This window comes from Novosphingobium sp. FG90, from assembly GCF_057808725.1.
In genome coordinates this window covers 1-19,671 of the sequence record NZ_JBMDIO010000011.1, presented here as the reverse complement: position 1 = coordinate 19,671, position 19,671 = coordinate 1, and the positions used below count along the sequence as shown (strand labels likewise).

Annotated in this window: 22 protein-coding genes; 9 read left to right on the top strand and 13 right to left on the bottom strand. The window is 65.9% G+C overall.

Going from position 1 to position 19,671, the window contains the following annotated elements; genetic code table 11:
• Positions 1–124 precede the first annotated feature (124 nt).
• The gene (gene pgsA / locus ACODRZ_RS11980) at positions 125–718 is read right to left on the bottom strand and encodes a CDP-diacylglycerol--glycerol-3-phosphate 3-phosphatidyltransferase (RefSeq protein ID WP_488972717.1); all 594 of its coding nucleotides are present in this window, start codon (positions 716–718) and stop codon (positions 125–127) included.
• A 123-nt stretch (positions 719–841) separates the two neighbouring features.
• Between pgsA and ACODRZ_RS11975 the strand changes: the two genes are divergently transcribed.
• Entirely contained in the window at positions 842–2,155 is a 1,314-nt protein-coding gene (locus ACODRZ_RS11975) for an MFS transporter (RefSeq protein ID WP_488972736.1), read from the top strand.
• Between the two features lie 84 nt (positions 2,156–2,239).
• Here the strand turns inward: ACODRZ_RS11975 and ACODRZ_RS11970 are convergent, their stop codons facing one another.
• The 3 genes from ACODRZ_RS11970 to ACODRZ_RS11960 all read right to left on the bottom strand — a co-directional run bounded on the left by ACODRZ_RS11970 (position 2,240) and on the right by ACODRZ_RS11960 (position 3,326).
• Positions 2,240–2,452 carry a hypothetical protein gene (locus ACODRZ_RS11970; RefSeq protein ID WP_488972718.1) on the bottom strand — a complete coding sequence of 71 codons (213 nt, stop codon included), beginning with the start codon at positions 2,450–2,452 and terminating at the stop codon, positions 2,240–2,242.
• A gap of 163 nt (positions 2,453–2,615) precedes the next feature.
• Complete coding sequence (locus tag ACODRZ_RS11965) at positions 2,616–2,798, bottom strand: CsbD family protein (RefSeq protein WP_488972719.1); 183 nt, start codon at positions 2,796–2,798, stop codon at positions 2,616–2,618.
• Between the two features lie 120 nt (positions 2,799–2,918).
• On the bottom strand, positions 2,919–3,326 hold the full coding sequence (locus tag ACODRZ_RS11960; RefSeq protein WP_488972720.1) for an EVE domain-containing protein: 408 nt from the start codon (positions 3,324–3,326) through the stop codon (positions 2,919–2,921).
• Positions 3,327–3,423: 97 nt separating this feature from the next.
• Between ACODRZ_RS11960 and ACODRZ_RS11955 the strand changes: the two genes are divergently transcribed.
• From ACODRZ_RS11955 to ACODRZ_RS11930, 6 genes are all read left to right on the top strand, one after another.
• Positions 3,424–4,359, top strand: a complete 936-nt coding sequence (locus ACODRZ_RS11955) for an isopenicillin N synthase family dioxygenase (protein ID WP_488972721.1) — start codon at positions 3,424–3,426, stop codon at positions 4,357–4,359.
• Positions 4,360–4,498: 139 nt separating this feature from the next.
• Positions 4,499–6,109 carry a putative bifunctional diguanylate cyclase/phosphodiesterase gene (locus ACODRZ_RS11950; RefSeq protein WP_488972722.1) on the top strand — a complete coding sequence of 537 codons (1,611 nt, stop codon included), beginning with the start codon at positions 4,499–4,501 and terminating at the stop codon, positions 6,107–6,109.
• Between the two features lie 80 nt (positions 6,110–6,189).
• Positions 6,190–7,020: a diaminopimelate epimerase gene (gene dapF, locus ACODRZ_RS11945; RefSeq protein WP_488972723.1), complete on the top strand. Its 831-nt coding sequence runs from the start codon at positions 6,190–6,192 to the stop codon at positions 7,018–7,020.
• Positions 7,017–8,195, top strand: coding sequence for a MiaB/RimO family radical SAM methylthiotransferase (locus tag ACODRZ_RS11940; RefSeq protein ID WP_488972724.1), 1,179 nt, complete (start codon positions 7,017–7,019; stop codon positions 8,193–8,195). The genes dapF and ACODRZ_RS11940 overlap by 4 nt, the downstream gene beginning before the upstream one ends.
• Complete coding sequence (gene ftsY, locus ACODRZ_RS11935; RefSeq protein ID WP_488972725.1) at positions 8,192–9,145, top strand: signal recognition particle-docking protein FtsY; 954 nt, start codon at positions 8,192–8,194, stop codon at positions 9,143–9,145. Before ACODRZ_RS11940 ends, ftsY begins: the two co-directional genes overlap by 4 nt.
• Positions 9,145–9,792 carry an inner membrane-spanning protein YciB gene (locus ACODRZ_RS11930; RefSeq protein WP_488972726.1) on the top strand — a complete coding sequence of 216 codons (648 nt, stop codon included), beginning with the start codon at positions 9,145–9,147 and terminating at the stop codon, positions 9,790–9,792. Before ftsY ends, ACODRZ_RS11930 begins: the two co-directional genes overlap by 1 nt.
• Positions 9,793–10,798: 1,006 nt before the next feature.
• Here the strand turns inward: ACODRZ_RS11930 and ACODRZ_RS11925 are convergent.
• The 8 genes from ACODRZ_RS11925 to ACODRZ_RS11890 form a co-directional block, all read right to left on the bottom strand.
• A complete protein-coding gene (locus tag ACODRZ_RS11925) occupies positions 10,799–11,380 on the bottom strand; it encodes a F0F1 ATP synthase subunit B family protein (protein WP_488972727.1) in 582 nt (193 codons plus the stop codon).
• Positions 11,373–11,867 carry a F0F1 ATP synthase subunit B family protein gene (locus tag ACODRZ_RS11920; protein WP_488972728.1) on the bottom strand — a complete coding sequence of 165 codons (495 nt, stop codon included), beginning with the start codon at positions 11,865–11,867 and terminating at the stop codon, positions 11,373–11,375. Before ACODRZ_RS11920 ends, ACODRZ_RS11925 begins: the two co-directional genes overlap by 8 nt.
• A 104-nt stretch (positions 11,868–11,971) precedes the next feature.
• Positions 11,972–12,196: a F0F1 ATP synthase subunit C gene (locus tag ACODRZ_RS11915; protein WP_008833283.1), complete on the bottom strand. Its 225-nt coding sequence runs from the start codon at positions 12,194–12,196 to the stop codon at positions 11,972–11,974.
• Positions 12,197–12,244: 48 nt separating this feature from the next.
• A complete protein-coding gene (locus ACODRZ_RS11910) occupies positions 12,245–13,027 on the bottom strand; it encodes a F0F1 ATP synthase subunit A (protein ID WP_488972729.1) in 783 nt (260 codons plus the stop codon).
• A 54-nt stretch (positions 13,028–13,081) separates the two neighbouring features.
• Complete coding sequence (locus tag ACODRZ_RS11905) at positions 13,082–13,402, bottom strand: AtpZ/AtpI family protein (RefSeq protein ID WP_488972730.1); 321 nt, start codon at positions 13,400–13,402, stop codon at positions 13,082–13,084.
• Between the two features lie 345 nt (positions 13,403–13,747).
• Entirely contained in the window at positions 13,748–14,125 is a 378-nt protein-coding gene (locus ACODRZ_RS11900; RefSeq protein WP_488972731.1) for a YdbL family probable chaperone protein, read from the bottom strand.
• The gene (locus ACODRZ_RS11895; RefSeq protein ID WP_488972732.1) at positions 14,125–14,415 is read right to left on the bottom strand and encodes a YnbE family lipoprotein; all 291 of its coding nucleotides are present in this window, start codon (positions 14,413–14,415) and stop codon (positions 14,125–14,127) included. The genes ACODRZ_RS11900 and ACODRZ_RS11895 overlap by 1 nt, the downstream gene beginning before the upstream one ends.
• Positions 14,415–17,681, bottom strand: coding sequence for an intermembrane phospholipid transport YdbH family protein (locus tag ACODRZ_RS11890; RefSeq protein ID WP_488972733.1), 3,267 nt, complete (start codon positions 17,679–17,681; stop codon positions 14,415–14,417). Before ACODRZ_RS11890 ends, ACODRZ_RS11895 begins: the two co-directional genes overlap by 1 nt.
• 53 nt (positions 17,682–17,734) lie before the next feature.
• Between ACODRZ_RS11890 and radC the strand changes: the two genes are divergently transcribed.
• On the top strand, positions 17,735–18,472 hold the full coding sequence (radC, locus tag ACODRZ_RS11885) for a RadC family protein (RefSeq protein WP_488972737.1): 738 nt from the start codon (positions 17,735–17,737) through the stop codon (positions 18,470–18,472).
• A 4-nt stretch (positions 18,473–18,476) separates the two neighbouring features.
• A complete protein-coding gene (locus ACODRZ_RS11880) occupies positions 18,477–19,226 on the top strand; it encodes an NRDE family protein (RefSeq protein ID WP_488972734.1) in 750 nt (249 codons plus the stop codon).
• A 19-nt stretch (positions 19,227–19,245) separates the two neighbouring features.
• Here the strand turns inward: ACODRZ_RS11880 and ACODRZ_RS11875 are convergent.
• On the bottom strand, positions 19,246–19,671 hold a 426-nt coding region (locus ACODRZ_RS11875), incomplete at its 5' end, for a GGDEF domain-containing protein (protein WP_488972735.1).

The following is a 19,671-nucleotide window of genomic DNA, read 5'->3' as shown; positions in this document are numbered from 1 at the left end:
GACGGTAATGGTGAAATCCTTCGTGCTGCGAGCCCCCGCTCCGCGCCCCAGATGGCCATCGCGGCGACTCAAACCAAGCGCGCGGAACGCAAGCCCTCTTGCTCGAACCGCAAGCGGAAAGCCGTCAATCCATGTGCTTGAGGCCGACCCGCAGGTAGTCCCAGCCCGTTACCACCGTCAGTACCGCCGCCGCCCACAGCGTCGTCAGGCCCACCGTATGCGGCACGTTGATCACCAGGGCGCCGAGGTCGAGGTTCCACCACGGCATCGCCACGCCAAGGATCAGCGCGCCCAGGCAAATCAGCTGGAACGTGGTCTTCCACTTGGCAAGGCGGCTGACCGGCACCGACACCTGCAACCCACCGAGAAACTCGCGAAGGCCCGACACCGCGATCTCGCGCACAAGGATGATGAGGCCCGCGATGACGTGCATGTCGCCCACGTAAGGCCCGCGCAGGATGCCTTGCGCGGTCAGCACCAGGATCACCGTCGCCACCATGATCTTGTCGGCGATGGGGTCGAGAAACACGCCCAGCTTCGACACGGTGCCGCTCGATCGGGCGAGATAGCCGTCGAAATAGTCAGTGAGCCCCATCAGGCAATAGAGCCCGAAAGCCAGCCCATACCCGAATTCCCACCGGGGCCACCATAGCAGGAAGGCCAGCAGCGGAAGGGCGACGATACGGGAAAGCGTCAGGATGTTCGGCAGAGTCAGCATGATGGGTATGCCATAGCCCGCAATCGCTACGGGAATAAAGTGGTCAACAGGGCTTGTGCCCCCGCCCCATGCCATTAAGTGTCCCGGCGACCAATGAGCAAGGCCGGCGGCGTACTTGAGATCATGACCACGACGACCCAACTCATCCGGGCGCGACGTTTCCTCCCCCTATTCGTCACCCAGCTTCTGGGCGCGTTCAACGACAACCTGTTCAAGAACGCGATGGTCCTCTTCGTCGTCTACGAGGTGTACCATTCCGAAGCGCAGGAAGCCCGGTTCAGCGCCCTGGCCTCGGCGATCTTCATCATTCCCTTCTTCCTGCTGTCGGCGCTGGCCGGACAGCTGGCCGACATGCGCGACAAGGCGAAGCTGATCCGCATCATCAAGGCCTGCGAGATCGGCATCATGCTGGTCGGCGGCGCGGGCCTCGCGCTGGCGTGGCAGGGGCAGGCGCTCGACGCCGTGGCGATCCCGCTGATGCTGCTGGCGCTGTTCGCGATGGGCGTGCACTCGACCTTCTTCGGGCCGATCAAGTACGCGATCCTGCCGCAGCATCTGAAGGAAGGCGAAGTCCTCTCCGGCACAGGGCTGGTCGAGGCGGGAACCTACATCGCCGTGCTGGCGGGCACGATCGTCGCAGGCTGGATCAGCGTCGATGCCGCCGCGATCGGTGTTATCGTAGTGGCCGTGATCGGCTGGTTCGCCGGACGCCAGGTGCCGCCCGCCCCGCCGCTCGGCAAGATCGAGCCGCTCGACTACCATGTCGTGCGCGCTTCCGTGCGACTGGTACGGACGACGATGCAGGACCGCCGCGTGTTCCTCGCGATCTGCGCGATCAGCTTCTTCTGGGCGATCGGCACCGTCCTGTTCGTCCAGTTCCCGCCGCTGGCCAAGAACATGCTGATGACCACCAAGGAAGTGGCGAGCCTGTTCCTGGTGATCTTTTCGGTCGGCGTCGCGATCGGATCGATGGTGATCAATGCGCTGCTCAAGGGCACCGTTTCCGCGCGCTGGTCGCCGATATCGGTCATCGGCATGGGCGTCTTCCTTGTCGCCTTCCAGCAGGTCTGCCGCATCTGGCCCCCGCATAATGGCCCCCAGACGCTGATGGACGTAGGCGTCTTCGTGGTGCAGCCGCTGGCGATCCCGCTCATGCTGACGCTTCTGGGCATCGCGATCTGCGGCGGCATGTTCGTGGTGCCGCTCTACGCCTTCCTCACGACATTTGTGGACAAGTCGCAGACCGCACGGACGATCGCGGCGAACAACATCGTCAACTCGGGCGCGATGGTCGTCGGCTCACTGGCGACGGGCGTGATGACGCTGATGGGCGTCGCAGTGGCCCAGCAACTGCTGGTCGTGTCGCTGTGCTGCGTCGCTTCCGCATGGCTTGGATACCTGCTGTTCCGTGCGGAGAAATGCCCCAGCGCAGGCTGAGGTCCCTGGCTTCGTCATGGCCTCGCATGCTCGCCATGACGATTCGGGAGAACGCCTTGCGCCTCCCGGTATCAGGCTCCGGGATCAGGCGATAAACAGCGTGATCGCTATGAAGCTCGCGCAATAGGCCGTCAGAAATCCGCGCCAGTCGCCGCCGCTGAGGCGCCATTTGCGCGCGGCTTCCGCATCCTCGTCATGCTCCGCCTCAAGCGATTCGGTGAAGACATGGGGCGGCAGAGAGCGGCGGAACCAGTGCCCGGCCGACTCCTGCGTGAGGACGAGTGCGCGACGTGTCATGCTTCGCATAATGCACGCATTAACGATTTGTTTACCATTACGCAAAGCGCATGGAACACCCTTCCCGAAACGGGACGATTCGCTTGCTCAAGCGTCGGAAAGGCAAAGAAAAAGGGCCGCCCGCAGGCAGCCCTTTCGCTGATCTTCCTCAGGAAGGGTCAGGTCAGACCCGGTCGCCCAGCGCGCCCTTGACCTTGCCGATGCCCTGCTGAATCTCCCCCTTCTTTTCCTGGGCCTTGCCCTCGGCCTGCTGGGCCGGATCGTTGCGTGCCTTGCCTGCGGCCTGCTTGACATTGCCGGCAATCTCGTTGCCCAAGCCCTTTACGGTGTCCTTGAGTTCACCCACGGCGGTATCTCCTTAGCCTGGCAGCGAAACATCTCGCTGCCGTCACGGGAAGAGAACACGCAGGTGCGCCGCGAAGTTTCGCACGGCTGCGCCGAGGCGTGCCTTGGCAGCGATGTGACGTCACTCCCCGGCCAACCCCAGGACGTAGCTCCATTCCTCCGGCGTCACTACCGCCACCGACAGACGTGAGAATTTCACCAGTTCCATCTCCGCCAGCCTGGGATCGCCCTTTACCTGGGCAAGTGTCACCGGGCGCTTCAGCTTGCGCACCGGTTTTACCTTGACCGCAGCCCACTTGCCTTCCGGATCGCTCGGATCGGTGATCCCCGCCTTGCTTACCGTGGCGATGCCGACGATCTCCTTGCCGATGTTGGAGTGGTAGAAAAACACTTCGTCGCCCACTTGCATGGCGCGCAGGTTGTTGGCGGCGCGATGGTTGCGCACGCCGTCCCAGGTGCCCTCGCCTTCCTTCACGAGGTCGTTCCAGCCGTAAGCATCCGGTTCAGACTTCATCAGCCAGTATGCCATGCGCGCACCTTCCATCGTGAATCCCCGCCCGGATTAGACTGTTACGGTCGGGGCGATTAAAGGGGCGGCATACCGACTCGTTACGGATTGCACTACCATGGACCTCGCACAAATCCCCGTCCTCAGCCTCGTGGCCGACAGCGCCGACCTTCCCGCGCGCATCGGCGAGAGCTTCCGCACTTTCGGCTTCGCGATGATCCGTGACCACGGCATCGACCAGTCGCTGATCGATCAGGCCTGGGCCAGGACGGAGGAATTCTTCGCCCTTCCGGTCGAGACGAAGCAGAAGTACTTCATCCCGGGCCAGGGCGGCGCCCGCGGCTACACGCCGTTCCGCACCGAAGTCGCCAAGGGTGCGACCGAGAAGGACCTCAAGGAATTCTGGCACGTCGGCCGCGACGTTCCCGCCGATTCACCCCTTGCCGCCTCGATGCCGCCGAACATCTGGCCGACCGAGGTGGAGGGCTTCGAGGAGACCTTCCGCGAACTCTACGCCCAGTTCGACGAGGCGGGCGCCAAGGTCCTCTCCGCCATCGCCGTCGATCTGGGACTTGACGCCGACTGGTTCGACCCTGCGATCGAGGACGGCAATTCGGTGATGCGCCTGCTGCACTATCCGCCGGTTTCAGCCGAATCGGGCGGTGCCATCCGCGCAGGAGCACATGAAGACATCAACCTGATCACGCTGCTGCTCGGCGCACAGGAAGCGGGCCTCGAACTGCTGAGCAAGGATGGCCGCTGGCTCTCCGTCGCACCACCCGAAGGGGCGATCGTCGTCAACATCGGCGACATGCTGCAGCGCCTGACCAACCACGTGCTGCCCTCGACCACGCATCGCGTGCGCAATCCCGAAGGCGCACGGGCGGGTCACAGCCGCTACTCGATGCCCTTCTTCCTGCACCTGCGCAGCGACTTCCCCTTCGTCACCCTGCCCGAGTGCGTGAGCGACCAGAACCCGGACCGCTACCCGGTCTCGATCACCGCCGACGACTACCTTCAGGAGCGCCTGCGCGAGATCGGCCTGAAGATGTGAACAGCGTCGATTAAATTACTGTAATTCCGCAAGGCCCCGGTCCGCACGCGCAGACCGGGGCCTTCTCGTTAACCGATATTTCAGAGGAACTGCGTAGCTCCGGCGACTTAGAACTTACGCCCTTGGAGGGGGCACATTCGTGCACGCAGCCAATTCCCTTTCCTCCGGGCGTGAGGCCGAGCGCAGCGAGTTCGACGTCGTCGCACTGGGCATCGTCACCGCAGCGATCATCCTCTTCGTGGCCACTGGCAGCGAAATCGGCCCGGCCGTGGTCAGTTCGCTGGCCGGACAGGGACCGGGGCCGGACAACTTCCTGCTCAATGCCTTTCTGCTTAACATCGCGATCATCATCTTCGGCTGGAGCCGCTACCGCGAGCTGTGCGAGGAGATCATGCTGCGCAAGGCCGCCGAGCGCGAGGCACGGCGTCTGGCCGAGACCGATTCGCTCACCGGCTTCCATAACCGCCGCAGCTTCAACCTCGGCGTCGATGCCCTGATCGATCGCAGCGTCACCGCCGGACAGGCCGTGGCGGTCCTGATGATCGACCTCGACAACTTCAAGCAGGTCAACGACTACAACGGCCATGCCACCGGCGACCGCCTGCTGGTGGAATGTGCCCGCCGCATCGTCGCCGCCCTGCCCGCAAGCGCTGTGGTCGGCCGCATCGGCGGGGACGAATTCGCCGTCGCGCTCGCCTTCGAACGCCAGCACAGCGAAACCATCGACCGCGTCGCCGGCGCCCTTGTCCAGGTGATCGCCGAGGGTTCTCGGGCCAGCACCACGACGATCGACGTCACCGCCTCCATCGGCCTGTCCCGCGCCGAATCGCGCACCACCACCTCGCAGGCGCTGCTGGAGATGGCCGACGTCGCCATGTACCACGCCAAGCGCCAGGGCCGGAACCAGTTCTCCTGGTTCGAGCCGCAGATGGCCCACGAGATGCGTTTCCGCGCCGATCTCGAAGCGGGCATCCGCGCCGGCATCCCGCGCGGCGAATTCGTGCCGTTCTACGAACAACAGGTCGATCTGGAGACCGGCGAACTCACCGGCTTCGAGATGCTGGCGCGTTGGGATTCGCCGCAGTTCGGCATCGTCGCGCCAGACATCTTCATCCCCGTCGCCGAAGAGATCGGCGCTATCGCCGAACTCTCGCGCAGCGTCATCGCGCAGGCGCTGGAAGATGCGAAGCTGTGGGACCCGAAGCTGACGCTGGCGGTCAACATCTCACCCATCCAGCTGCGCGACCCGTGGTTCGCCCAGAAGCTGCTGCGCATGCTGGTAGAGGCGAACTTCCCGCCGCAGCGGCTCGAAGTCGAGATCACCGAAAGCTGCCTGCACCAGAATCTCGGGCAGGTCCGCACGCTGGTAACCAGCCTCAAGAACCAGGGCATCCGCATCAGCCTCGACGACTTCGGCACCGGCTACAGTTCGATCGGCCAGCTCAAGCAGCTCCCGTTCGACCGCATCAAGATCGACCGCAGCTTCGTCTCCAGCCTGATCGACGACGAGGACAGCGCCGCCATCGTGCGCGCCGTGGCGACGCTGGGCGAGGGGCTGCACATGCCCGTCACCGCCGAAGGTATCGAGACGCAGGACGTGCTCGACCACTTGCGACAGTACGGCGGCATCACCGGACAGGGCTACCTCTACGGCCGCCCCCGCCCCGCTGCCGAGCTCGGCGAATGGCTGGGCGAGGAACCGAAGGCCGAGGTCGCCCCGGACGAAGCGCCGGAAGTGAAGCGCGCCTGACGTCATCCGGGATCAAGTCCGGGACGACGAAAACGGCAGGGGAAATTGACCTTCGCCCCCGCAACTCCTAGATCGCGCCCATGCGGATCGACTTCACCAAGATGCACGGCCTGGGCAACGACTTCATCGTGCTGGACGGCCGCACGCACGCCCTGCCCCCGGTGGACGCCGCCTTCGCCTCGGCGCTGGCGGATCGGCATACCGGGATCGGGTGCGACCAGCTGATCGTCCTCGAACCCTCGATGGACGCCGACTTCCGCATGCGCATCTTCAACGCCGACGGCAGCGAGGTCGAGGCTTGCGGCAACGCCACCCGCGCGGTCGGCCTGCTCCACGGCGAGCCTGCGCGCATCGAGACACTCGGCGGCCTCGTCACCTCCACGCCCACCGATGGCGGCATCAGCGTCCAGATGGGCAAGCCGCGCTTCGACTGGAACACGATCCCCCTCGCCTATGCCATGGACACCCACGCCATGCCCGTCGCGTGGGAGGAACTGGTGAACCCGATCGCGGTCAACGTCGGCAACCCGCACGTCATCTTCTTCGTCGCCGATCCCTATGCCATCGACATGGCCCGCATCGGCCCGATGATCGAGACCGACCCGCTGTTCCCCGAGCGCATCAACGTCAACGTCGCGGGCATCACCGCGCGCGATGCGATCACCCTGCGCGTGTGGGAGCGCGGCGCCGGCCTCACGCGGGCCTGCGGCACCGGCGCCTGCGCCACCGCGATCGGCGCGATGAAGCGCGGCCTCGTCGACCGCCGCGTCACCGTGACGCTGCCCGGCGGCCCGCTCGTCATCGAGTGGCGCGAGGACAACGAGATCGTCATGACCGGCCCGGCGACCGAGGCGTTTCGCGGCTCGTTCGACACCGCCGATTTCGGGGCTGCCATCAGGATCCCCATTTGACCGTCGAGGTCCATTCGCTCGGCTGCCGCCTGAACCTCGCCGAAAGCGAGTCCCTGCGCGGCATGCTGAGTGAGGCGGACAACCTCGTCGTCATCAACTCCTGCGCGGTCACCGCAGAGGCCGTGCGCCAGACCCGCCAGGCCATTCGCCGCGCCCGCAAGGCCCGTCCCGACGCGCGCCTGCTCGTCACCGGCTGCGCCGCTGAAGTGGAACGCGACGCCCTCGCCGCGATGCCCGAGGTGGATGGGCTGATCGCCAACACCGCCAAACTCGATCCGCGCGCCTGGAACGTGCCGCTCGCGGCACGGGCGCCGGAAACCCGCACCCACACCCGCGCTTTCATGCAGGTCCAGAACGGCTGCGACCACGCCTGCACCTTCTGCATCATCCCGCAAGGCCGAGGCCCGAGCCGCTCGCGCACTGTGGTGCAAGTGCTGGACGACGTCGCCCGCCACCTCGACGCAGGGGTACGGGAAGTGATCCTCACCGGCGTCGATCTCACCTCATGGGGCGGCGACCTGCCCGGAGAGCCGCGCCTCGGCGCGCTGGCGGAGGCTATCCTCGCCCGCTTCCCCGCCCTGCCCCGCCTGCGCCTCTCCTCGATCGACGGCGCTGAGGTGGACGACCAGTTGTTCGACCTCCTCGCCTCCGAGGCGCGAGTGATGCCCCATGTCCACCTCTCGCTGCAGCACGGCCACGACCTGATCCTCAAGCGCATGAAGCGCCGCCATTCGCGCGCCGACGCGGTGGACCTCGTCGCAGCCCTGCGCGCTCGCCGCCCCGAGATCGCCATCGGCGCCGACCTCATCGCCGGTTTCCCCACCGAGGACGACGAGGCCCACGCCGCAAACCTGTCGATCATCGCCGACTTGGGCGTCGTCCACGGCCACGTCTTCCCCTACTCGCCGCGCCCCGGCACGCCTGCCGCGCGCATGCCGCAGGTGGAGCACGCGACGATCCGCGCCCGCGCTGCAGAGCTACGCGCAAAGGTGGCCGAAACGCGCGCATCGTGGCTTGCCGCGCATCTGGGCTTGCCGCTATGGGTGCTCGCCGAAAAGGGCGGGAGCGGCCACGCGGCCGACTTCGCGCCCGTCCGGGTTCCCCCCGGCACGCCGCCCGGCGCGCTGGTGGAGGTGATCCCGGCAAGAATAGTCGAAGGAATGCTGGAAGCATGAGTACCCCTGACGCCCAGCAGAACGAGGGGGCAGCAAGCGACTGGTCCGACCGTCTCTTCGGAGGCTTTCGCCAGACTTCGCAGCGCCTTGCGGGCAATCTTGCCGGCATCGGTGGCGGCTCGCGCCTGACCCCGGCGCAGCTCGACGCGCTGGAAGATGCGCTCATCATGTCCGACCTCGGCCCCCGCGCCGCCGCCCGCATCCGCGACCGGCTGGCCGAGGAACGCTTCGAGCGCGACGCCGACGAACGCGCCATCATGGAAGTCGTTGCGCGCGAGATTGCCGAGATCCTGCGCCCGGTCGCCAAGCCGCTCGACATCGTCGCCTTCCCGCGCCCGCAGGTGATCCTCGTCATCGGCGTGAACGGTTCGGGCAAGACCACCACGATCGCCAAGCTGGCGCACCTGTTCCAGGAACAGGACTATTCGGTCATGCTGGCGGCGGGCGACACCTTCCGCGCCGCCGCGATCGGCCAGCTCAAGGTCTGGGCGGACCGCCTGTCGATCCCGATCGTCACCGGCCCCGAGGGCGGCGACCCCGCCTCGATCGTGTTCGACGGCCTCAAGGCCGCGACCGAGCAGGGCATCGACGCGCTGATCGTCGACACCGCCGGGCGCCTCCAGAACAAGCGCGAACTGATGGACGAACTGGCCAAGATCCGCCGCGTCCTCGGCCGCCTGAACCCCGCCGCGCCGCACGACGTGGTCTTGGTGCTCGATGCCACCAACGGCCAGAACGCGCTCTCGCAGATAGAGATTTTCAAGGAAGTGGCGGGCGTCTCCGGCCTCATCATGACCAAGCTGGACGGCACCGCACGCGGCGGCGTCCTCGTCGCGGCGGCGGAGCAGTACGGGTTGCCCATCCATGCCATCGGCGTCGGCGAGAAGATCGACGACCTGCGGCCCTTCAACCCCGACCTGCTCGCGCGGGTCATCGCGGGGATCGCGTGATGAGCGCCGATGCTGCCAAGAAGCCCAAATCCAGCTGGCTGAACCTCGTCGTTGATTTCGGGCCGCTGCTGGTATTCTTCCTCGCCTATCGGCACTTCTCGCCCGAGGGTGACGGCAATTCGATCGCCACCGTCACCGCCGTCATCAAGGGCACGATCGCCTTCATGGTCGCGACCGTGGCGGCGCTGGTCGTGTCGAAGTGGCGGCTCGGCCATGTCTCGCCGATGCTGTGGCTGACGACGGTGCTGATCCTCGGCTTCGGCGCGCTGACGGTGGTGTTCCGCAATGCGATCTTCATCCAGCTCAAGCCCACCGCCGTCTACCTGATGTTCTCGGCCGTGCTGTTCTTCGGGCTGTGGCGCGGCAAGGCGATGCTCAAGTACCTGCTGCAGGCCGCCTTCGAGGGGCTGGACGACGCCGGCTGGATGATCCTGTCGCGCAACTGGGCGTGGTTCTTCCTGGTGCTGGCGGTGCTGAACACCGTGCTGGTCTATACCGTCAGCTTCGACACGTGGCTGCAGGCCAAGCTCTGGGGCTTCACCGTGCTGTCGTTCCTGTTCACGTTCTCGCAGCTGCCGATGGTGCTGAAGCACGGCATGGGCGAGGCGGCGAAGGACGAAGTGATCGAGAACCCGCCGCACGATTGAGCAATTTGGGCGTCGCGGCGAAGGCTGGGATGCCGATCGGGCTGAATGGCACCGCCCCGCCCCAATAGGCTTCGTCATCCTGAACTTGTTTCAGGATCCATCGGGCAGTCGGTGCCGGTATGGTGTGCCGTAAACCGCCATCTCGGTTCGCTAATCACGGAACTGAGCTATCGGCTTGATGGACCCTGAAACAAGTTCAGGGTGACGGGAATTTGGGTGGGTTGCAGCCATCTACCACCAATTCACCAAATTCGTCATTGCGAGCGCAGCGAAGCAATCCAGGGCAGTCTTGAGCCGCCCTGGATTGCTTCGCTGCGCTCGCAATGACGAACCGGGGGATAGCCGCTAAGGGTGGAAAGCGGATCTGTCCCAAGGGCGCTTCGTCATCCTGAACTTGTTTCAGGATCCATCGGGCAGTTGGGGCCGGTATGTTGTTTCGCAAACCGCCATCTCGGCTCGCTGATCACGAAACTGCGCTATCGGCCTAATGGACCCTGAAACAAGTTCAGGGTGGCGGTGGGTTTGGGTGGTTACCTGCCGATCAGAGAGGCAAAGGCTATGGTAAAGAGCAATGCGAAGGCAAAGTTCAGGCTGTAGCCAAAGACGCCGAACCAATACCTAAATGGGGCTTGCTCCCGATGAACAAACCACCCGATTCCTCGGAGCTTACTTGATCGCAGCGCATCAGCCGCAAGGAAGCCGAAAAGCGCGACAAACACCGAGGAGAACAAGGTTGCACCGAGATACATGTTGAGAGGTTACCACCTCGCTCTTTGTCCGCAACGGGGCGCTTCCAGACGGGCCGCTTTCCTACATGCTCTCGGTAACGATATGTTACGCTTATGCCCAACCTGATCGTCCCGTGTCCCGCAAGGTTACACCACAAGGTGACACCTCCCCCTCTCGACCGTGTAAACCGTGTAAACCTGTCACCTTGCAAGCACGCACAAAAAAGCCCCCGTCCAAGGACGGAGGCTTCTTGATCCCACCAGCAAGGGTGAGGAAATCAGATCCCGGCGATAGCCTGATCCACCAGCGCCTTGTCGGCGGCGGCGGAGTGGTTCGCGGCGATCAGACCCTTCGCGGCTGCGGCGGCAGCAGCGGCGGCCTGATTGCGCAGCTGGGTCACGGCAGCGAACTCGGCTGCGGTGATCTTGTCCTGCGCCATCTTCTCGCGGCGGGCGATGGTCTCGGTGGTGTCCGCCTCGGCCTTGGCGACGATCGCCTCGGCTTCGTGACGGGCATGGTCGAGCATCGCGGCGGCGTCCTTCTCGGCGTTCGCGATCTTGCTCGCATATTCCGAACGAAGGGCTTCCGCCTCGGCGCGCAGCGACTTGGCTTCGGCGAGCTGCGACTTGATCTCGGCGATCTTGGCGTCGAGGCCCTTGCCGATCATCTTCGGCACGCCCTTCCAGGCCAGGATCGCAAGCAGCACGATCATCGAGCTGCTGACGACCGCAACCGGCGGAGCGAAGCCGAGGAACAGCGGTTCGGCGTGATGCTCGGTCGAAGCGTGCGTTTCCGCGCCGCTCACTTCGGCGGCTTCGTGGTCGAGGCCATGCTCGACGGCGGCGTTGGCGTCAGCCATGGACCAGGTTCTCCTTCACGGCGCCGCGCACCGCGTCGTCGCCCAGCGTCAGGCCGGCGATGCGGCTGACGATGTCGCGGGTCGCCTCGGCGGCCACGGTCTCGATATCGTCGGCAGCGGCTCGGCGAGCCTCGGCGATGCGGGTTTCCGCACCGGCCAGGGTGGCGTCGATCGAAGCCTGGGCAACGGCGAGGCGCTGCTCGGCAGCGGCTGCTGCCTTGGCACGGGCGTCGGCGATGGTGCCCTGCGCCGAAGCGCGGTTGGCGTTCTCGCGGGTGCGCCAAGCGGCCTCTTCGGCATCGGCCTGGGCACGAGCGGCTTCGGCTGCCTTGAGGTCGGCGGCGATCTGGTTGTCACGGCTGGCGACGGTGTCCATCACCTTCGGCACCATGCCCCGTCCAACGACGAAGAAGGTGATACCGAAGAAGATCAACAGCCAGAAGATCTGGCTGGAGTAGAACTCGCCTAGCTGAGCGATCTGAGGCATGGGTTCAGCCCTGTCTCGAAGGAAGCCGGAAAAAATCTTGCCGGAAATCCCGGCCGCCTCACCAAAGGGTCAGGGCGGCCGGAAATCCGGTCAAACGCGAGCGATCAGGCGAAGATCAGCAGCGCGGCAATGACGAACGAGAGCAGGCCGAGAAGCTCTGCACCGGCGAAGCCGATGAACAGGCGGCCCTGCTGGGCGTCAGCGGCGCCCGGGTTGCGCAGCGCGCCTTCGAGGAACTTGGCGAAAACGTTGCCCACGCCGATCGAGGCGAGGCCTGCGCCGATTGCAGCGAAACCGGCTCCGAGCAGCTTTGCAGCTTCTGCGTCCATATCAAAAACTCCCTTTGGTGTGCCCGCAAATGTGGCGAAAAAAGATGATCAGTGAAGGTTCTCGGCGTCGTTCAGGTAGACGCAGGTGAGAAGAGCGAAGACGTAGGCCTGGATGCCAGCGACCAGCAGTTCCAGCGCGCAGATGCCGACCATCAGCACGAAGCTGGGCAGACCTGCGATCACGAAGAGCGCGGGACCGGCGTTGCCGCCCGAGATCACGAAGCTGGAGAGCACTTCGAGCAGGACGTGGCCGGCCATCATCGCGACGAACAGTCGCAGGCCGAGGCTGAACGGGCGCACCAGGAACGAGATCAGCTCGACCACGAAGATGATCGGGATCATCGCCACCGGCGTACCGTGCGGCACGAAGAGCGAGAAGAAGTGCAGCTTGTGCTTGGCGAAGCCGACGATCAGCACGATCGAGAACGACAGCACCGCGAGAACGCCCGTGGCCGAGAAGTGGCTGGTGAAGGTGAAGGCATGAACGCCCAGCACGCCCAGCGGCATCAGGCCGAGGAAGTTCGCGAAGAGGATGAACATGAACAGCGAGAAAATGTACGGAACGTACTTCTTACCGTTCTTGCCGACGTTGGCGGCGAGCATGCCGTCGATGAAACCGGTGAAGGTCTCCACCGCCATCTGCCAGCGACCGGGCACCAGCTGACGCTTCATGCCGCCCGCAACGAACACGATCAGCGCGAGGGTGGCGATGGCCATCCACAGCGCACTGTTGGTGAAGGCGATATTGTAACCGGCAATGTTCCAGTCCGCGCCCGCCAGCTTTTCAAGCTGGAACTGGTGCATCGGATCGAGCTTCGCTTCGGCTGCCACGCGATTACCCCTGTCGCCTATTGAACTACAGCGCCCCACTCCCCAATTCGCGGGTCAGTCAGGACGCTGGTTCGTAATCCTTAGTATGTTCCTGAAGGCGATACCAATTCCCACGAACAGCATCACCATCAGACTCAAGGCCATATATCCGCTGAAATGGCCGATGAGCCACCCCAGGAACAGACCGCCCGCAACCCCGCCGAGCAGTTCCGAAAGGACCCGGTTGCCCATGCGATAGCTCGCATCGGTTTCCGCGCCGGCTTTCGGTCGGTTGCGTTCCTCTTCCCGCTCGCGAAGGGCCTTGAGCCTTTCGTCGAGCGAATCGATGCGCGCATCCCCGCCAACAGGGTCTCGTGCAGGTTGCTCGTCGGTCATGTCACGTCCTCCTCACGATGACAGGAACGTTAGACACAAACGACGGCTGCCCGCCAAGAGCACCGGCCCCTTAGGGTGGGGCTTATCCCGAGTCAACCGGGGCGGCGGCTCTGCGGCGCCTGTTGTTGACAGGACCGCGCGCCGGGATGCGGCTTGAGTGAAGTAGAACTGCGGCGATCGCCCCAATACCGCAATGGCGATGGAGCCGGAATGGACGCGAAAAAGGCCGGAAAAGCGCGCCCGCCTCCGGCCTTTTCTTGATTCGTCAGTGGGCTAACGAAACTGTTGAACGGTTCAGCCTAGTACTTTTGGCCGGACGCCGTTTTCACCGCCTCATGGAGAACCTTACGGACAACGCGGATCGAGGTCCGGCGCACCGGCACCGCGCGTTTTCCACGAACCGTCGAGGCCCTGGTACTTCTCGCCGGGCTTGGTGTCGCGGATCAGCTTGCAGCCGGTGGTGAAAGCGTATTCCTCGATCGTGCTCTTGCCCTGCGCGGCCGTTGTGTAGACCGAGCGGCGCTTGTTGTTGATGTCGCGGACCATGGCGGAGATGTCCCCGCCGCCGCTCACCACGCCGAGATAGCCGTCGCGCTGCTCGCCGACCTGCCCGGCCGCGCGCGCCGCGACGTATTCCGGCGAGCGCTGCGCATAAGCCGTGGACGCACCGGCGACGGCGAGAACCGTGGCTGCTGCGGCGGCAATGAAACGAATGCTCGTCATCAGAAAATGCCCTCGTTCTGCTCCACCGTCTTGGCCGCGTCGGCGGCCAGACGGTAGACGACTTCCTGCCGGATGTTGATGTTGAGTTCGATCACGATCGGCTTGTCGGGCGCTGCGACCTGAATGCAGCCTCCGAGACCGAAAGCGACCGCCATCACCGTCGCGGCCATCATTGCGGCGCGAACGGCGCGCCTGCCGGACCGTGTGCCCACCTGCTGCTCTGTCGAATACCCGTCGATCATCGCCGGGCTTGTCGCAGCCGGAAGGCTTCCGGTCAATTCCGAGGGCATCATGGCTCTTTCTCGCTGACTGGAGGCTGAATAGCGCCGGATTGAGCCGAAGCCGGTTTTGGCGGCGCCAGATTGAGCGTCGCATCGGGCGCCGTGGTCGATCGCGTCCCGTCCGTATTGAGCAGGCCGAGCACCCTCGGATCCGTCACGTATGTCGGATCGTAGAGCGAGCGCATCGAGCCGAACAGGCTGAAGAACGGCGCCTTGATGTTGACGATGAAGCGGATCGGCAGCTTGGCGATCTGCTTGGTGATGAAGTTCTTGCTCGCCCCCTGCCCCTGGCTGAGCCCGTCGAAGCTGATCTTCGTGACGATGTCACCGGAGAGCGAACCGCCCAGCCCGATCTCCATCTTGCGGTAGTTCACCGACTTGAGTGCGTCGAAGGCGTAATTGCCCATCGCCGACAAGTCCTTGTACGTCAGCGCGCCGACGTAGGAGACATTGCCGCCCGGATCGCGAGAGCGCAGGAAGCCTTTCTCGATCCGCCCGCCGTTCTCGTCAAAGATCAGCGGCAGCTCACCGTCGAAGATGCCGCTGGCGTTGATGTTCGTCAGTTCCAGATGCTGCACGAAGTCCGCCGCGTCGAGGCCGGAGACGCGCAGCGTGTAGTAGCGCGTCTCCGCCGCACCGATCTGCATCTTCGCCGGATCGAGCGTCAGCGTACCGCTCATGAACGGCCACTTAGCGCCGTGCACGATGAGGTTGTAGCCAGGACGCAGTTCATAGGAAAGCGAGCCGTCGGTCACCTCGACACCGGGGTTCATGGAAGCGATGCGCACGCTCTGGTTGGGCGCGGTGACCATGCCGAGCAGGTCGGTGAACACCACGTCGCCCGACAGGCCGCGCACCGGACCGAAGGCCGCCGCGAAGTCGACGCCGTCGGTGGAGAAGCGGCCACGGCTGGTCACGCTCTTCGGGTTCCAGTCGATCCGCCCGGTGCCGCGCACGACGCCCTTGAGGTCGGATACCACGCCCAGCACCAGCCGCGAGAGCGCGTCGGGCTGAAGCTTGTCGTCGAAGACGATGCCCTCGGCCGCGAGATTCGCATGGCCGTCCGCCCGCGACAGGTCGTGGAGGATGTCGGCGCGGACCACGGCACGGTCGCTGGTCGGCTCGCGCAGCAAAGCCTGCGCTGTGATGCGGTTGTCGGCCAGTTGCAGCGTCGCGTCGCGCGCGATCATGGGCTGGAAGCGGGCGACTTGCTGGCGGTCCACCAGCGTGAACTGCGCACCCTCGATCGAGGCCACGCCGCCCGCGTAACGCCAGCGGCCCGCCGCCTGCCGCATATCCAGCGGCACGGCGGCGAGGCGGATGTCGGCCTCGTCGAAGGTGCCCGCGATGTCCTTGCCGATCTGCCCGTCGAGATGGCTGACGGTAAAGTGCGATGCGGTGTCCGCCGGGCCAAGCGCCACGTTGATCGCGCTGGCCTTGAGGACGCCGGGCTTACCGCCGCCCATCGCGAAACCGAGCGGCCCGCTGGCGATGCGGATCGGCGTCTCCCCAAGGTGGCCGGACAAGTCGAGCGCCGTCATGCCTGCCGCGAGCAGCAGGTTGTCGGGGCGCCCTTCCACGATCGCGCCGCCGCGCGCCGGGCACAAGGTCAGCTTGCGCTTGTCGATGGTCAGGTTGGAGAAGCTGAGGGCATCGAAGGCGACGTCGGTGCAGCGGCGCCACACGGCGAGCCTGCCGTCCGCGCCCCATCGGCCATCGACCGGAAGCTGCAGGTTGCGCGTGTTGCCGCTCGGAAGATCGCCGCTGAGAGTGACCTGCCCGTTGAACGAAAGCGCGCCATCGGGCGCCTGCTCAAGCGCCAGCCTCGGCACGCCGACCATCGCCGATCCGGCGCGGTAATCCGTCATCGTCGCGCGCATGGTGAGGTGGCCGTCGTCGCCGGTCTCCATCCGCCCCCACGCCTGCGGAAGTCCTCGCCCGCCGGTCGTGAAGTTGCCGTTCACCTGCGGCACGCCGCCCTTGCGGCCGAACATCGCCTGCACGCGCGAGAGCGAGAGCACCGATTCTCCGCTGCCGCCCTTCAGCGACCCGCGCGTGACGACGACGCTCAGCCCCTCGCGCGAATTGCGCACAAGGAGGCCCGCATTGACCGTGCTCCCGCGCATCTCGCGGCCGAGCGCCTGACGCACTTGCGCCGCGATCGGCGCGCCGAGCGTGCCCGCGCCCGCCTGCTGCGCGACAAGCAGTGCGCGGTCCACGGTGCTGCCCAGCGCCAGTTCCCGGCCGGTGAGGTCCGCATCCACGTCGAATCGGGCAAGGCCGCCGGTCGAGCGCGCTCGCCCTTCGAGGGTGACTTCGCGCATCCGCGCCTGCGGTGTGTCGAGGCCGCGCCCGGTCACCCGATACGTGGCGCTCAAGGCATTGCCGCGATAGGTGAAGCGCCCAGAGCCGCTCGCCCCCGCCAGCTTCTGAACACCGAAACGCGCGGCTCCGGCGGAAAGGCCGAGCTTGCCCGAAGCCCCGTCGAGCGCCTCGTCGAGCGTCACGTCCAGTTGCACACCGGCCCGGGCCAGTCGCAATCCCTGCGACGGGCACGACAGGCTCTCCAGCCGCACCGGCCCCTCGAATCGGGGCTTCGCGGTCGAGGTCGTCAGCTTGCCGTAGACTGTGGCCCGCCCGGTTGAGCAGCCGCCGCCGGTGAGCGCGGGCGAAAGCGCGGCCAGTTCGCCGGAGAAGCCGCCGCGCAATTCGCCCTCGCCCGCCAGCTTGACGCCGATGCGGCCGTGGTCGCTGTCGATCAGGGCGCGTCCATCGACCACCGCGAGGTCGAGGTCGGGCATCTCGAACGGTCCGCCCTTGCCGCTGAACAGCGCCTTGTCGAGACTGCCGAAGCTGGCCTTGCCGCCGCGCCACGAACCGTAGAGGCGCGGCTTCACGACGGTGATGCGGCCGATGCCGGGCAGCCCCCAGGAAAGGCGCGTCGCCACCCGCAATTCCTGCACCGTCAGGTCCGGCCGCGCCGGATCGCCGATGACGAGATTGCGAATCACCTGCTCCGAAGGCCCGATCCGCACGATCTCGTAACGGGCATCGAGACCCAGCGAATCGAGTTCACGCTCTATGAGGTTCGCCGCGATCTCCTCGCGCGATAGCCAGGCAGCGCCCAGCGCCGCCGCCAGCAGGCCGCCCACGACAAGCACGGGAGCGCCCCAACGCCTGCGCCAACTGTGGCCGCTCCGAAAGCGCCCACGCGAAGAAAGGCCCCCGGTAGCGGCCTCGTCGGTGTCCGGGGTCTGGTCGATCTCTTGCGACATCCGATCGTTCACTTGCGCCGGGCGGACGGGAAAGGCAATTGTTTGTACGCAGCATGGACGGACAACCTCCCCTCTTCGATGAACGCCCCGCCCCTCTCAAGGAGGCGCGCAGCGATTTTGCCAATGATTCGAGCGGCCACCGCGCACGGTTGCGCAAGCGGCTGCTCGATGGCGGGGCGGAGGCTCTGGCGGATCATGAGGTCATTGAACTCCTGCTGATGCAGGCCGTTCCGCGCCGCGACATGAAGCCGCTGGCGCGCAGCCTGATCCATCGCTTCGGCTCGCTCGCGGGCGTGCTGCAGGCCGAGCCGCGCGCCCTCGCCGCTCACCCCGGCATGGGCGACGCAACCGCCGCCGCGCTTCGCGTGGTCACCGTCGCCGCCACCCGCATGGCCCGCCAGAAAGTGCGCGAGGCGCCGGTGCTGTCCTCGTGGCACGCCCTCATCGACTACCTGACGATCGACATGGCGCACCTGACGGTCGAGCGGGTGCGCGTCCTCTATCTCAACGCGCGCAACATGCTGATCCTCGACGATCTCGTCGGCGAAGGCTCGATCGACGAGGCGGCGATCCACCCGCGCGAGGTGATCCGCCGCGCGCTCGACCTCGGCGCCACGGCGCTGATCCTCGTGCACAATCACCCTTCGGGCTCGCCGCAGCCGAGCCGGGCGGACATCGACATCACCAATCGCATCGCCGAGGCCGGGCGCCTGCTCGGCGTCTCCGTCCACGACCACGTGGTGATCGGACGCGAGGGTCACGTCTCGCTGCGCGCCAAGGGACTGATCTGAGACCATGTGCGTCGCCGCCGTCGCCTGGGATGCCCATCCCGACTGGCTCCTCGTCGTGGCAGGCAACCGCGACGAGTTCCATGCCCGTCCCGCCGCGCCGCTCGCGCACAGGCCGGACGGCATCATCGCCGGGACCGACCTCACCGGCGGCGGCACCTGGCTGGGCGTTACAGAGGCAGCCCGTTTCGCCCTCGTCACCAACTACCGCGTGCCGGAGGGCTCGCAGCCCGGCCGCCCCTCGCGCGGGAAGCTGGTGACGGACCTGCTGGAGGGCGCGCTCCCGGACACGCTGACCGACGCGATGGCGCAGATGAATCCGTTCAACCTGATCCTGGCCGATAAGGGCGACGCCTCGTTCCTCACCAATCACCCGCAGGTCGAGCTGCGGCCGCTGTCTCCGGGCATCCACGGATTGTCGAACGGCGGTTTCGACGTGCCCTGGCCCAAGACGCTGCAGGTGGGGGAAGCCATCACGAAATGGCTGGATAGAGGCGCGGCCGAGGTGGAACCGCTGCTCGGCGCCCTGCGGGACGAGACGCCGGCACCCTCGCCCCATCGCCCCGAACTTGGCCCCGAACTTGGTCCCGAGCCGCGCTTCGCGCCCGTGTTCATCCGCGATGCGATCTACGGTACGCGGTGCAGCACGGTGATCACGGTCGACCGCGAGGGCCGAGGCTCGATCGTCGAACGCAGCTTCGATGCCGACGGTGCCCGCACCGGCGACGTCCGGATCGACTTCGTCTGGGCCGTGTGAGTCACGAACGGGAAAATGACTAAGCCGCGATCATCTGGTTGCGGCCACCACGCTTCGCTTCGTAGAGCGCCATGTCCGCGCGGTTGAGCAGGTCGATGCCGCCCTGCCCCGGCGCACGATGAACGAGGCCGCAGCTGATCCTCGCCTCGGTATGACCGCCCATCGGCAGTTCGACCGGGGCCGCCGACACCGTGTCCACGATGCGGCGGCAGATGTCCTGCGTCATGCCGGGATCCGCAGCACCGAGCAGCACAACGAACTCATCCCCGCCCAGCCGTGCGACGAGGTCGCCGGCGCGCACCGACTGCAGCAGGCGGCGGGCGATCTCGGCAAGCACCGCGTCACCCGCGACATGGCCATGCTCGTCATTGAGCGACTTGAAGCGATCGAGTCGGCCGTGAACAATGCGATGTTCGTTTCGGCGACGGGTAGATTGCGTCCGATG